Source organism: Dermabacter hominis NBRC 106157, assembly GCF_001570785.1.
In the GTDB taxonomy this organism is placed as follows: domain Bacteria; phylum Actinomycetota; class Actinomycetes; order Actinomycetales; family Dermabacteraceae; genus Dermabacter; species Dermabacter hominis.
This window is the reverse complement of the sequence record NZ_BCSI01000013.1, coordinates 17,928-32,051: the sequence shown is the minus strand read 5'-3', so window position 1 is coordinate 32,051 and position 14,124 is coordinate 17,928. Positions and strand designations below refer to the sequence as shown.

At 63.7% G+C, this 14,124-nt stretch carries 11 protein-coding genes; 4 read left to right on the top strand and 7 right to left on the bottom strand.

Features of this window, described 5'->3' with window-relative positions; genetic code table 11:
• Positions 1–321, top strand: a 321-nt coding sequence (locus DEHOM01_RS08930; protein WP_156468338.1) for a carbohydrate ABC transporter permease, incomplete at its 5' end; no start/stop codon positions are given.
• A gap of 13 nt (positions 322–334) precedes the next feature.
• Entirely contained in the window at positions 335–1,201 is an 867-nt protein-coding gene (locus tag DEHOM01_RS08925) for a carbohydrate ABC transporter permease (protein WP_061212458.1), read from the top strand.
• A gap of 37 nt (positions 1,202–1,238) precedes the next feature.
• Here the strand turns inward: DEHOM01_RS08925 and DEHOM01_RS08920 are convergent, their stop codons facing one another.
• The 6 genes from DEHOM01_RS08920 to DEHOM01_RS08895 all read right to left on the bottom strand — a co-directional run bounded on the left by DEHOM01_RS08920 (position 1,239) and on the right by DEHOM01_RS08895 (position 10,494).
• A complete protein-coding gene (locus DEHOM01_RS08920; protein WP_061212457.1) occupies positions 1,239–2,627 on the bottom strand; it encodes an extracellular solute-binding protein in 1,389 nt (462 codons plus the stop codon).
• Positions 2,628–2,789: 162 nt separating this feature from the next.
• A complete protein-coding gene (locus tag DEHOM01_RS08915) occupies positions 2,790–3,731 on the bottom strand; it encodes a carbohydrate ABC transporter permease (protein ID WP_061212456.1) in 942 nt (313 codons plus the stop codon).
• Positions 3,732–3,744: 13 nt separating this feature from the next.
• Entirely contained in the window at positions 3,745–4,629 is an 885-nt protein-coding gene (locus DEHOM01_RS08910; protein ID WP_061212455.1) for a carbohydrate ABC transporter permease, read from the bottom strand.
• Positions 4,630–4,704: 75 nt separating this feature from the next.
• Entirely contained in the window at positions 4,705–5,985 is a 1,281-nt protein-coding gene (locus DEHOM01_RS08905; RefSeq protein WP_016663747.1) for an extracellular solute-binding protein, read from the bottom strand.
• A 166-nt stretch (positions 5,986–6,151) separates the two neighbouring features.
• The gene (locus DEHOM01_RS08900) at positions 6,152–9,214 is read right to left on the bottom strand and encodes an alpha-mannosidase (RefSeq protein WP_061212454.1); all 3,063 of its coding nucleotides are present in this window, start codon (positions 9,212–9,214) and stop codon (positions 6,152–6,154) included.
• Positions 9,215–9,303: 89 nt separating this feature from the next.
• The gene (locus DEHOM01_RS08895) at positions 9,304–10,494 is read right to left on the bottom strand and encodes a glycoside hydrolase 5 family protein (RefSeq protein ID WP_061212453.1); all 1,191 of its coding nucleotides are present in this window, start codon (positions 10,492–10,494) and stop codon (positions 9,304–9,306) included.
• Positions 10,495–10,568: 74 nt separating this feature from the next.
• Here DEHOM01_RS08895 and DEHOM01_RS08890 point away from each other — a divergent pair, with 74 nt between their 5' ends.
• Positions 10,569–11,594 (top strand): LacI family DNA-binding transcriptional regulator, encoded by a 1,026-nt coding sequence (locus DEHOM01_RS08890; RefSeq protein ID WP_061212452.1) that lies wholly within the window; start codon positions 10,569–10,571, stop codon positions 11,592–11,594.
• On the opposite strand, the gene DEHOM01_RS08885 is transcribed toward DEHOM01_RS08890, so the two are convergent.
• Positions 11,591–12,970 carry a glycoside hydrolase family 125 protein gene (locus DEHOM01_RS08885; RefSeq protein ID WP_061212451.1) on the bottom strand — a complete coding sequence of 460 codons (1,380 nt, stop codon included), beginning with the start codon at positions 12,968–12,970 and terminating at the stop codon, positions 11,591–11,593. The genes DEHOM01_RS08890 and DEHOM01_RS08885 overlap by 4 nt on opposite strands.
• 221 nt (positions 12,971–13,191) lie before the next feature.
• On the opposite strand from DEHOM01_RS08885, the gene DEHOM01_RS08880 reads away from it, so the two are divergent.
• Positions 13,192–14,124 (top strand): endo-beta-N-acetylglucosaminidase H, encoded by a 933-nt coding sequence (locus tag DEHOM01_RS08880; RefSeq protein WP_061212450.1) that lies wholly within the window; start codon positions 13,192–13,194, stop codon positions 14,122–14,124.

Here is a 14,124-nt window from a genome sequence, read left to right as displayed (position 1 = left end):
GGCGCAAACTCGTGGCAGATCTTCTTCCGCATCACCCTCCCCCAGCTGCGGCCGATCATCCTGTTCGTCACCCTGATGTCGACGATCGGCTCGCTCCAAAGCTTCACCGAATCGCAGGTGCTGACCTCCTCGAACTCCGGAGGTGCAGCAAGTGCGGGCGGCATCAACAACTCTGGTCTCACCATGGTGATGTACTTCTACTCGGTGGCCTTCCAAGAGAACCGCTACGGCTACGGCGCCGCGATTGCGTGGGGCGTTTTCGTTGTCGTCATGTTCTTCTCGATCATCAACTGGCTCGTGACCCGCGAGCGCAAGGACTAAGGGGCGCCTCGACATGACAGCTCAGACTCATACGGACACGATTGTGCGCCGCCGGAAGCCGATCCGGATCACCACGATCCTCAAATACATTGCGCTCACGGCGGGTGCGCTCGTCTCGCTGTTCCCGTTCTACTGGATGTTCATCCTCGCGACCCACCCGTCGTCCGCGATCTTCAAGTTTCCGCCGGATGTGCTTCCCGGCGATCGTCTCGGCACCAACATCGAGACCATCACCTCGAAGATCAACATTTGGGCGGCAATGGGCAACACCCTGGTCGTGGCCCTATCCGTGACGGTGCTCGGGCTCTTCATTTCGTCGATCACCGCCTTCACCTTCGCGAAGTTCGAGTTCCCCGGCAAAAAAGGCCTCTTCCTCATCATCATGGCCACGTTCCTTCTGCCGGCCCAGCTCGCGAGCATCCCGCAGTTCCTGTTCATGAGCAAGCTCGGTTGGACCGGCGACCTCAAGGCCCTGATTTTCCCGTCGCTCGCGAGCGCGTTCGGTGTGTTTTGGCTTCGTCAATACGCGACGAACTCGGTGTCGACCGAGTTGCTCGAGGCTGCCCGCATCGACGGTTGTGGCTTCCTGCGCCAGTACCGCCACGTGTGCCTCCCGCTCATCAGGCCGGCCCTCGCCTTCCTCGGCATGTTCACGTTCATCGGCGCATGGAACGACTTCATGTGGCCCCTCATTGTGCTCACGAACCCGGATAAGCTCACGCTTCAGGTCGCATTGAGCCAGCTCAAGACGGCCCACGGAAGCGACTACGGCATGCTCATGGCCTCGGCCCTGATCGCGGTCGTGCCGCTCATCATCGTGTTCGTCATTGGCGCGAAGCAGTTCATCGCCGGCATCGCCGAGGGCGCGGTGAAGTCTTAGCCTGCTCTTTCATGAGCGGGGGCGAATACTCCCCCGCTCAGGCTTTGCGGGTTTCGACGTTCGCGTCGCCAACGAGTTCGGCAAGTTTCGCGTCGTACCAGGCCGCTGCCTGTTCCGGCGTTTTGTCGCCCACCATCACGGTGTCCATCGCGTCCTGGATAGCGGAGGAGACCTCGGGATAGACCGCGAAGGCGGGACGGTAGTGGGCGCCCTCGAGCATGTCGGTGAAGAATCCGACGGTTGGCGAATAGCCCCTGTACTCCTCGTTTTGCGCGACGTCCCTCCTCGTCGTCAGCGTGCCTCCCGAGATGTTGCGCTGAACCTGGTGCTCGAGGCTGCAGAGTTCCTTGACGAGTGCGAACGAGAGCTCGCGATCACGCGCGTGCGTGGGGATCGCCCAGCCCCAGCCTCCCGCGAGCGTTGTCGATCCCGGGGCCTCGCCATACTGGGTGGGCATGGACGCAACACCAACGTCATCGGGCCACGTGGGCCAGGGAGCGAGGCTGCCTTCGGCCCAGAGGAATGAGATCCACGATCCATCGATGAGGATGCCGAGCTCGCCCGCGGGGAACATCGTAGCCTGCACGGCGTCCATGAGATTCGGGTCGAAGTGGCGGGCTGCGGGGAGCGTGAGCCCTTCGTCGAACTGGCGCTTGTAGAACGCGAGCGCGTCAATGAAGCCTTGCGATCCCGCGACCCATTTCTTCGTCTCGGGATTGTAGAGCGTGTCGTTCGTGCCGTAGAGGAGCATCTCGAGGCCCTGCATCGAGGCTGATTCGCCCTGCGCTTTTCCGCAGTACATGAACATCCCGGTCGCGCCGATGTCGGCGTCGCGAATGACCGCGGCAGTCTCGGCGATGTCTTCCCACGATTGCGGCTGCCACTCGGTGGGAAGTCCCGCCTTCTCGAACACTCTCTTGTGGTAGTAGATGCCGCGCGTATCGGTCTCGGTGGGAATAAAGTGCACGCGCCCCTCGGGGTCCTTGGCAGCCTCCTTGGAGGCCGGGTAGAAACTCTCCCAGGCCTTCCACGCGTCAACGAGATCATCGATCGGTTGAAGGTAACCGGCGGCGATGTCGGATTGCAGGATGAAGGAGTCTTCGAAGACAACGTCGGGGCAGCTGCGTGGCGAGGACATAAGCAGCTCATTTTTGGTGAAGTAGTCATTCGCCGCGGCCACGATCGGCACGAGTTCGACCTTCACCCCCGGGTGTTTCGCGGTAAAGCTCGCGGCTACTCCCGTCAGCCACTGCTCGAGGTTCCTGTCTGATCCGAACTGTTGGAACGCGATCCGCAGCGTCGAGGCGTCGCGCTCGCTCGCGCACCCGGTCAGCATCGACAGCGGGAGCGTTGCCGCCACACCGCCCGTCACCGTGAGGAAGTTTCGGCGCGACGGCCGGTTCGTGACTCTCACGGCGTGGTGCATGATGGCGGTCCTCTCGTTCGCGGGCCACCGGTGTGCGTGGCTAAGGTGCCCCGTACTCCACGCGAGGGGCCGGGGAGACTCCCGTAGCCTATCGATGACCGGGCTGCCTGCGGAACTTTGGCCGGATCGCGGTCGCGCGGGCGCTTCTCCGCGGTGCTTCACTCACCCCTTAACCGCGCCGTCTTCCACTCCCTTGAAGAAGAAGCGCTGGAACACGGCAAAGAACAGGATGATCGGCACGAGCGCAATCATGGTGCCCGCGGCGATGACGCGCGGGTTGGAACCGAAGTTCGAGTTGAGGTACTGCATGCCCACGGTGAGCGTGTATTTGTCGGGATCGCTCAGCACGAGCAGCGGCCACAGGAAGTCATCCCACCCGCCGATGAACGCGAAGATAGCGACGACACTCGCCATGCCCCGCACGTTCGGCCACACCACTCGCGTGATGATTTGCCACGTATTCGCGCCGTCGATCACGGCCGCGTCAAGGAGCGCCGGCGGGATCGATCGGCACGCCGCCATCATGAGGAGAACGTTGACAGCACCGATGAGGCCGGGAAGCACGACGCCCGCGAGCGAGTCAGCGAGGCCAAGCGACTTGATCGTGAGGAACTGGCTCATGAGGGTCACTTCGCCTGGCAGGAGAAGCGTCGAAAAGAGGATCCCGAGCGCGATCTTCTTTCCCTTGAACTGCAAGCAGCCCAGGGCGTAACCGGCGATCGTCGAGAAGACCACGTTCGCGAGTGCGAGTGACACGGCGACGATGAGCGAGTGCCAGGCGTAGCCGAGGATCGGCACGGTGTTGGCAACCTCGACGTAGTTGTGGAGCGTGAAATCACTCGGCAGAAGCGACGGCGGGAACTGATAGATGGGGTCCTTCGGGCCTTTGAAACTCGTGCTGAGCTGCCACAGGAACGGCCCCACCGACACGAAGAACATCGCGACGAGCAGAATGTAGCGCACGATCAAACCGGCAAGCGTCGGCTTATTAAATCCCCCGGATTCCTTGCTGCGCCACGGGCGGTTCGTGTTGCGGTAGGTGCGGGAAGAAGTTCCGACGGCTTCCTTATTCACGGTGCCGGCTCCGGATTCGAGAGTGGACATTCCGATCAGTTCCTTAGTGCGCGTTCGAGTCTGGCCGGTTGTTGAGGTAGGCCACGAGGATGAGTGGCCCCACCGTGAAGAGGAAGAGGAGCACGGAAAGCGCCGATGCGTAGCCGAGCCTGCCGTTGAGGCCTGAGCCGACTTGCTGGACGAGCATGACGAGCGAGGATGCCTCGCCACCGGGCCCGCCCGAGCCTTTCGAGAGCACGTACAGTTCGGAGAACACGCGCATGCCGCTCACGGTGATGAGGGCGCTCACGAGGAACATTGCACCGCGCACGCCCGGAACGGTGACGGACCAGAAGCGGCGCCAGGCGCTCGCGCCGTCCATGGCTGCAGCCTCGTGGAGCTCGTTGCCGACGTTGGCGAGGGCCGCGAGGTACACGACCATGTAGTACCCGAGGCCCTTCCATACGGTGAGGACGACGGCCGTGAAAATGAGGCCCCATCGCGAGGCGAGGAATGGCAACGGGCCTTGAACGAGGCCGAGGAATTGCAGGGTTTCGTTGATGACGCCGCGTGAGTCGAAGAGCCACTGGAAGATGAGGGCCACGACAACAACCGAGGCGATGACGGGGAAGTAGAAAGTCGTTCGGAAGAACGAAATGCCGGGAATCACGCGGTGCACGAGGAGAGCGAGCAAGAGCGGCAAGAAGGTCAGGAGGGGGACGCACGCGACGGTGAAGGCAAGCGTCGTTCCGAGCGATGTCCACACGCGCGCATCGCTGAAGAGTGCCGCATAGTTGTCGAAGGCGACGAAGGTTCCGCCCGTGAGCGGGCGCGCATTCGTGAAGCTCAGGACGACCGTGTTGACGAACGGCCACAGAGCAAAAACGGCAACCCACACAACTGCGGGGCCTACGAGGAGCCACGGGACGTACCACTTGTATGAACGCACGCTACTTTTTCCTTCCAACGGTGCGGCGTAAAGGGGCCGGGCGAGGCCCGAGGGGCTTCACCCGGCCAGGGGGTGTCAGCTGAGCTGATCGTTGCCGTACTTCACGGCTGCGTCGAGCGCTTCTTTAGCCGTGATGTCGCCGCGCATGGCGAGCGCCATCTGCTGCCCCATGTTGGTCTTCATGTCTTCGGTCCACATGACGTTCGTGGGGTCGACAGCGGTCTTCATCGACTCAGCGGCCAGCTCAACTGCTTTGTTCTGCAGCTCGATGTCCGACTTCTCGGCGAACTTGCTGGGGTCGGCTGCCGCTTCTTTCGTGCCGGGCAAAAAGCCCTGTGCGAGCTTGACGAACTCGATCTGGTTTTCGGTGTTCGTCGCGAACTTCGCGAAGGCGAGTGCTGCGGCAGGGGCCTTCGACTTTGCGGAGACGGCGATGCCCTGTACGAACAGAGGCGGCTGCCCCATACGCTTCGTGACGACCGTCTTCTCGATGAGGCCGGGGTTATCGGTCTTGAGCTCGGTGGGGTAGCTCGAGGTCGCGGTTGTCCACAGCACCTTCTCCTGCTTGTACAGCTGGGCGTTACCGGTGTAATTATCGCTCAGCACCTCGACCGGCATGGCCTTGGCTTTGTACAGCTCCACGTATTTCTGCAGGAAGTCGACGTTTTCGTCGGTATTGAAGTTGAACTTGCCGTCGTCACCAGAGGTGATGATGATTTCGGGGAGCGAGGAGATGATCGGGGCGGATCCCCCCTGCTTGGCGGCTTCCATGGCCAGGTCGTAGAGCTCGTCGAAGGTCGTGGGCAGCGATTCCTCGCTCACGCCGAACTTGCTCAGCGCATCGATGTTCCACCAGGACATGTCGGTACCGAGGTACCACGGGTAGCCGTAGCTGCCGTCGATGCCCGGCATTTCGTAGGCCTTGACGCCGCCCTCGACGTACATGTCTTTGAGCTTGTCGTCGGCCTTCGCGAGGTCGAGAAGCATGCCGTTCTTTGCGAGTGAGTACGCGAAGTTCGGCGGAACGTTGACGACGTCAGGGAGCGCGCCGGAGTTTGCCTGGCCGAGGAGCTTATCCTCGTAGCCTTCGCCGGGCTGATCCATCCACTTGACTTTGACGCCCGGGTTTTCTTTTTCGAACCTCGCGACGAGGTCTTCAAAGTAGGGGCTAAACTTTTCGTTCTTGAGCGACCAGGTCTGGAACGAAATCTCGCCCTCGACCTTGCCTTCTTTGGCTTCCTTGGCGGCTTTATCCTGTTCGGCGCTGCCGCCGCCACCGCTCAGACCGCATCCCGCGAGGGTGAGCCCCATGAGCCCGACGCCTGCACCGAGAACCGCGCGACGAGTTGTTTTCATTGCCGTGTACCTCTTCCTTGAGATGTCGTGAGCGGCACCAGACCGGTGATAACTAAACCGCTAAAGTTAAGTGTACATGCCTCCTCAGCCACACGGAAGACTGAAGGCCCGCAGGCAGATCGCTCCGCCCGCGGGCCCAAACCCCCACAACCCCTATGGAATCCAGTTAAAAGCGGGCGCGAAGGGTCACAATCTGGAACGGTCGGGCCGCGATCGTGATCCGGTCGCCGTCAGCGCGCTGGGTCTGGTAGTGCAGCACCGACTCCTCGGTCAGCTCACGCTCGAGAAGATCCACAGCGACGATCTCCTCAGCGCCAGGCACCACAACGACGCCCTCGCCGCGCACGCCCTCGGACTCGTATAGGCGCACGATCACGTCGCCCGACTTATCCTCGGCGAGCTTGAGCGTCTGGAGGCGCAGCGAGGTCCCCTCCCCCTCGATGCGCGCGAGCGCAGCGTCCACGAGGCCCTGATCGACGTCGCGCGGCGCCTGGTTGAGTCGCGTGCCCTCGTCGATGGCGTCGGCGATCGACGCACCCGGAACGACCGAGTACCGCATCTGGTACTGCCCCTCCTCGGCGCGCGGATCGGGGAACTCGGCCGCGCGGATCACGGTCGCGCGCACGATCGTGGTCGTGCCGCCGTCACTCTCGCGGAGGCATCGGCGCACGTCGTGTCCGTACGAAGAGTCGTTCGCCAGCGCGACGGCCGAGCCGGCCTGATCACCCTCGTGCACGCGCACCCAGCGGTGCGCGCACGTCTCGAAGCGGCCGAAGTCGTCGAGCGTGTTGACGGGGATGGGGCGTTCGATGTGCCCGAACTGGATCTCGCTCGCCATGTGCGCCGCGCGCAGGTCGAACGGGAACGCGAGCTTGAGAACCTTTTTGCGCTCGTGCCAATCCACGTCGAGCACGACCTCGAGCCCCTTGGCACCGGGCGAGAGCACGTATGTGAGCACAATCCTCGAGCCGGTCCCGTTCGAGGGCGCTCCGGGGTACGGACGCTCCTCGGTGCGCACGCCCTCCGTGCGGGTCTCGTAGGTGGCGCGCACGTGCAGCTCCTCGCCTTCGCGCTCAACGCTCACGGGTCCGACGGCTGCCAGGTCCCGGCCAATGCGCCGGTAAAACTCGTCGATGTCCCACGAATCCCACGCGTTAGGGGTATCGCGGTGAAGCTGGAGCAGCGCGCCCTTGGCGCCGGGAGCGATGAGCTCGCGGCCGCTTTCGCCGGCGCGGAGGCTCACGAGGTGGCCGTCGGCGTCAATCTTGGCGAACACGTGGCCGTTGCTGAGGGCGAAGCAGCCGTCGGACTCTTCGCACGTGACCTCGCCCGCGGCTTCACCGTCGCCGCTGCTCTCCCCCGCGCCCGTGTCCTTTGCCCTCGCGATTGCCTCGAGGGCCCTCTCGACGAGCGCCTCGCCACGCTCCGCGATGCCCTCGTAGTTGTGCTCGGTCTCCTTGTGCACCCACGCGATCGAACTGCCGGGGAGGATGTCGTGGAACTGGAGGAGGAGGACCTTTTCCCACAGCTCGTTGATCTCCGCATAGGGGTACTCGAACGAGTCATCGAGGCGTGCGGCGAGCGCGCTCCATTTCTCGACGTCGTGCATGAGCGCTTCACTTCGGCGGTTGCCCTGCTTACCCCGGATCTGCGACGAATACGTGCCGCGGTGCAGCTCGAGGTACAGCTCACCGTTCCAGCGTGGCGCATCGGCGTACTCGGCGCGGCTGCGCTCAAAGAATGCCGTGGGGCTAGAGAACTCGACCTTCGGCGAACCCTCGAGGTTCGCGGCCCTGCGGCCCGCCGCGAGTTGCTCGCGCGTGGGGCCGCCACCGCCATCGCCCCAGCCGGTCGGACTGAGCGCGATGTGGCTGCGGCCCTTGTCCTTGTAATTCTTCTCGACGTAGGCGAGTTCTTTGCCGGTGAGCTGGCAGTTGTAGGTGTCGGCGGGAGGGAAGTGCGTGTACTGCGTCGTGCCATCGATGCCCTCCCACCAGAACGTGTGGTGCGGGAACACGGAGAACTGGTTCCAGCTGACCTTTTGGGTGAGGAAGTTGGTGTTGCCCGCGGCGGCGCAGATCTGCGGGAGCGCGCCCGAATATCCGAAGGAATCGGGCAGCCAGGTTTCTGTGGTTTCGAGCCCAAATTCGCGAAGGAAGAAGTTCTTGCCCTGAATGAACTGCCGGGCCATTGCTTCGGAGCCGGGCATGTTCGTGTCGGACTCGACCCACATGCCACCCACGGGAATGAAACGGCCGCTCGCGACGTGCGTCTTGATGCGCTCAAACAGTTCGGGGTAGAAGTCTCGGATCCACTGGTACTGCTGCGCCGATGAACACGAGAACGTGAGGTCGCCGTAATGCTCGAGGAGCCAGCACACGTTGGAGAAGGTGCGCGCACATTTGCGCACAGTCTCGCGCACGGGCCAGAGCCACGCGGAGTCAATATGGGCGTGACCGGTCGCGATCACGGTCATTGCGGAGGCATTGGCGGGCTTGTCGAGTTCACGACGCAAAACCTCGCGCGCGTCGTGAGCCGTCGCGTGCAGATCATCCGGGTCGGCGACGTCAAGTGCATCGTCGAGGCAGCGGAGGATGTCTTGGCGGCGCGTGCTGTCCTCGGGGAGTTCATGCATGAGGCCGCTCAGCGCAACGACATCCTGTTCGAGTTCCCAAATCGTTGTCGAGCGCCACGCGAGGCGAAGTTCCGTGAGGTCGTAGATCGGGTCGTCTCCCGCGCTCTCCCACTCACCGAGCTTCGTCGGCGCGAATGTCCAGTCACCTGCGACGTTGGGATTGGCGGCGAGTTCGAGGTAGTACTCGAAGCTCGTGGTGCCGGGTTCGAGCGTGAGGTACTGGTTGTAGGGATTGATCGCCTTGACGGTGGTGCCGTCGGTATTCCAGATGAGCGCCTCGGCTTGGAAACCCGGCATGTTCGTGAAGGAGAGGTTGAGCTGGAGTTCAATGTCGCGTTCGTCGTCGCTCACCCACGTCTCGGGGACCTCACCCGTCACGTGCAGCCACAGGGTTGACCAGGGGCGGCCCCAGCGCGCGCCGACCTCAATGGGGCTATAGGTCTGCGCTTTCGCTTCGGCGAAAGACACGGGCTCGCCGGGCACCTCCCACGCTTCGATCGTGACGGGCGCGGTATCGAGGTGACGCCGGGCGGGAAGTTGTTCAGCGAGGAACCGTCGGACCCGGTCCTCGCTGTGCGCGCGGTTGTTGAACATCGGTTGGCCTTTCGTCGAGGGTCTGCTGCGCGTTCGGGTTGCGGGCGGGCACGGTCGTGATCGGCGTGTGGCGAACGACGGTGCTCGCGCTATCCGAGCTCGAGGCTTCGGTACTCTCCACGGCGAGCGAAGTCCATCCATTCGCCGAAGACATCGGATCCTGTATTGGTGAGGGAGCGGTTCGATCCATCGGCCTTCAGCCCCTCCACGATCACGCTCTGCGTCGAGGTCGGGGTCGTGGCAAGCTCGCCGGCTTTCTCGAGGGCGATGAGGTCGCGTAGGCGCTCGCCCGCGGGTTTTACCGCCCCTTCGGAATCGATGAGACCCAGGCTATATTCCAGATCTGGGAAGTCGGCAAGTGTTCTCGAGACGTCGTGGGAGCACCACCAGGTGATACCCGAGAGGTTTCGGTACCCGCACGCTGCGCGAACGGTTCCCTCGAGGAAATCGGCGGCGTTCTCGGGGCTCACCCACGGCGTTGGCGCGCCCACTTCCTGGAGCCACACGGGGCGGTCCGACGGTTGCCCGCTCACCCTGTGCCAGAGGTCTGCGACCTCGAGCAGGTAGCGGGCGAAGTGGGGAAGCTCGGGGGCATCGATGCCGTAGCGTTGCGCCGCGCCGCCAAAGATCCATGAGTGCACGGTTGTGGAGTCACCAAGTTCAACGGCCGCGCGGGGAGTGAAGGGGTGAGCATCGACGAACCAGGTGTCATCATCAAAGCAGTGGTGGTGGGCTCCCGTCGGGAAGGCTCCGCGCACCTCGGTGAGCATGCCGTCGAGCCAGGCGTAGGCCTCGCTCGGGGAGATTTCGTGGCGTTCGGGGTGCCGTGGGGCGGCGAACTGACCGATCTCGTTGCCGAGGGTGAGGCCCGAGACGTGTGTGCGAGTGGAGAGTTCGGTGGCGAGGGTGCGCGCGAGGGCGCGCTGGCCGTCCACGACGTCGGCGTCGGTGAAAATGTTGCGGCGGTGCCACGTGCTTACCCACGCGGGGAGGAAGTCGAAGCTTGAGAGGTGACCCTGGAGCAGGTCGACGGAGACCGTGAGGCCCGCGTTGCCGGCTGCATCGGCGACGGCGAGGACGTCGTCGATGGCTTTCGAGTCAATGAAAGTGCGGTTGGGCTGCAGGAGCGGCCACAGCGGGAAGATGCGCACGTGGTCGAGGCCGAGGTCGGCGAGGGTCGCGAAGTCGTTGTCGACCGAGCCGAGGTCGAGGTTCGCCCAGGAGTGGAACCAGCCGTTTCGGGGAGTGTAGTTCGCGCCCCACGCGTGCTGTTGATTCATCGCGTCACCTCGTTGTCGCTGGATACCCATGCGCTCACCTAAAGCGCTTTAGTTCAAAAGGTATCATGGACTGCATGGCCCGCCCCACCATCGCCGATATCGCCCGCACCGCCGGTGTCTCGAGTACCGCCGTGTCGTTCGCGCTCAACGGGCGGCCGGGAGTCGCCGAACCCACCCGCGAAAAAATCATGGCGATCGCCCGCGACATGGGGTGGACCCCTAACAGTGCCGCTCGAGCGCTGTCCACTTCACGCGTCAACGCGATCGGCCTCATCATCACGTCGCCCTACGCCGAACTCGCGCGAGACACCTTCTTTCTCCAGCTCATCGCGGGCGTCGAGCACGCACTCTCGTCGAGCCCCGTCGCCCTCGTCCTCAAAATTGTCGAGAACTTCGAGGATGAGCTCACGGCGATTCGCCAGTGGCACGGCGAGTCCCGCATCGACGGGCTCATCCTCGTCAACCCGCGCCCCGACGACCCGCGGCCTGCGCTTACGAACACGCTCGGCGTTCCCACCGTCTTCATCGGCAAGCCCGGAACGAACGAGCCGTTCTCCTCCGTTTTCATCGACGACGCTCTCGTCATGGACACGCTTATCGAGGACCTCGTGGCCCACGGAACGCGCCGCATCGCCTACCTCCATTCGCACGCCCGCTACAGTCACGGCGAGGCTCGCCTCAAGGCCCTCCGGCGCAGCCGGCCGGGGATCACGGCGATTGAGCACGGCATCCCCTTGGGCGAGCTCGACGACACCTGCGCGGCCATTCGTGATTTCGCCTCGATGCTCGACCTCACGGCCGCGACAACGTTCGTGTGCGAAAGCGAGGACCTCACTCTCGCGACTCTGCGCGCACTCAGCGACCTCGATGTCGCCGTCCCCGCAGACGCGAGCATCGTGTCGTGGGAATCGACCCCGGGCCTTACGCTCCGCACCCCTGCGGTCTCGACGCTCGAGCGAAGCCCCGCCGAGATGGGAAGCGCCGCCGTGGAAGTCCTCCGCGACATGCGCGACAATCCCGGGCCCGAGCCCCGCACACGCGAACTCGAGTGCCCGCGCCTGCACGCGCGCGACACTCTCCCGCCGCGCGTCGAGGGCTAGAGAAGCGGCTCGGCCACGAGCGCCGGGCGTGGGATACCCGCAACGTCGAGGGCAAGCTCGCAGAACATCGCATTGGACCACGAGAACCACTCGCGCGTGAACGCAGTGGGATCGTTGCAGTCGATGCCTTCGTGCATATAGCCGGTTCCACCGGTCGTCGCGAGGAGCAACTCGAGAATCGCCCGCTTCTCGTCGATGTGGGTCGAGGTGAGCCCCTCGACGGATTTTGCGATGGGCCACACGTAGCTCTCGGGCGTATGCGGGGAGCCGACTCCCGCGAGCGCCGATCCCTCGTAGTAGAACGGGTTGGCCGTGCTCAACACGGCCGCGCGGGTCGCGAGATACAGCGGGTCCTCGGCATCGATCACGCCCAGATACGGGAGAGACAGAAGCGAGGGGACGTTCGCGTCATCCATGAAGAGTGCGTCGCCGGAACCGTCGACCTCGTACCAGAGCCGAGCCCCGTTCTCGCTTTCACAGACCCCGTGCGACTCAAATCCTGCAAGGATGCCCTCGCGTACGAGATCGGCACGCTCGCCCAAGGATAGGCGTCGGCCCCCTTCGCCCCGCTCCCCCGGCGCCTCGCTAAACCCGGCCTTCGCGCATGCCTCCACGAGCGCCGGCACGGCCCTGAGAGCGGCGGCCATGAAGAGGTTCCCCGGGATGTTGTAGCCGAGCGCGCACGCGTCATCGCTCGGGCGAAAGCCCTGCCACACGAGCCCACACGGCTCAGTGAGCCGCCCTCGCCCCTCGCGCACGAGCGTGTCGGTGGGCGGGCAGTCGCGGCGCACGAACGTGTACGCCGAGCGTTCTTCGTGGCGGCTTTCCGTTTCGAGGACCTCGAGGACGGCATCGAGGGCTGGGAGCGTGTCGGCGGTGATCCAGGATGTGTTGCCGGTTGCGAGCAGGCGCGCGGCGAGGTCAATCGGGTAGGCGAGCGAGTCAATCTCGAACTTGCGCTCCCACACCCACGGGCTCGGCTCGGGTTCGTCGTCATCCCAGCGGTTGGAGTTGGCTTCCTCGTTGAACGCGTTTGCGTACGGGTCGATGAGAATCATGCGCCAGTGGGTGGCGAGAAGTCCGCCGATCAGATCACCGAGGGCTTCGTCTTCGCTGACCAGGCGAAGCAGTGGCGAGAGTTGCGCGCACGAATCTCGCAGCCACATCGCGGGGATGTCGCCCGTCATCACGAACGTGTCCCCCTTGCCGCGGCGACGAACCGTCGTGCGGGCGGTGTTGTCAAGGAATCGCACCACGGCTTCGGCGACGTCCTCGCCAGCAGCGTCGCGCACGCGGGCAGACACGCGTTCAAGGAGTTCAGGGGCGAGTTCAATGCCTTGGGGGTGGGGGGTTCCGACGGTGGCAAAGCGGGGCACTCTTAGCTCATTTCGCTCGGGGTTCTTGGCCGCCAACAGTGGCGGATGTCGACCTTCTTCCGGTCTTCGATGCTCCCACTTTCTCGCATCCCGCACCGTGGAGGCAACACGGCTCGCGCCCCTCTTGCGCCTTTACATTCCCAGGTAGGGGCTTTAGTCTCGTGTGTGAATCGCGCCATAGATACGCGATTGGCCCATATGCGTCTACAACGGAGTGAGACATGGATCGCCCCCTTTCCCGCCGCACCCTTATTCGCGGAAGCGTCGCCTTTGCCGCAACCACAGGTGCACTGTCACTGGCGTCACCTGCACTTGCACACCCGCACCGCCCCGGACGCGGCTCGAGAATTGCCTCGGTCACCTATATCGAGGTCAACAGTAATTCGATTCTGAACGTCGGCAATTATGTTCTTTCCGACGGCACCCCAGCATTCGACTACGTCGTTATTTTCGCCGCGAATATCAACTACGACGGCGAAAAAGCCTACCTTCACATGAACGACAATGTTCAGCGAGTCCTCGACAACGCAGAGACCACGATCCGCCCTCTCCAGCAGCGCGGCATCAAGGTCCTCCTTTCCGTCCTCGGCAACCACGAGGGCGCTGGCTTCGCGAACTTCCCGAGCCGCAAGGCGGCCGACGACTTCGCGAAACAGGTTTCGCGTACCGTTCGCCGCTACGGCCTCGACGGCGTGGATCTCGACGATGAATGGGTCGAATATGGCAAGAACGGCACGGGCGAGCCGAACGATTTCTCCTTCCTCGCGATGCTGTCATCGCTGCGCAAGCGACTGCCCAACCGCGTGATCTCGTTTTACTTCATCGGCCCGAGTTCCGAGCACGCCCAGTATCGGGGTCTCAGCGCGGGCCAACTCGTCGATTACGCATGGAACCCGTACTACAACCAATACAACGTCTTCGACGTCCCGGGGCTGCCGAAAGAGCGCTACGGCGCGGCCGCGATCGACCTTTCGAAGGCGAGCGGGATCTCCCTCGGCGGGATTGAAAAGCTCGCGCAGCGCACGGTCGATGACGGCCTCGGGGCGTTTGTGACATACGAGCTTCAGCCTGGCGATCAGTCAGCGAAGGTCAGCGCCTTTACCCGTGCGCTGTATGGAAGCGAAGCCACCTATACGGGCGAATTCGTCCTGTGA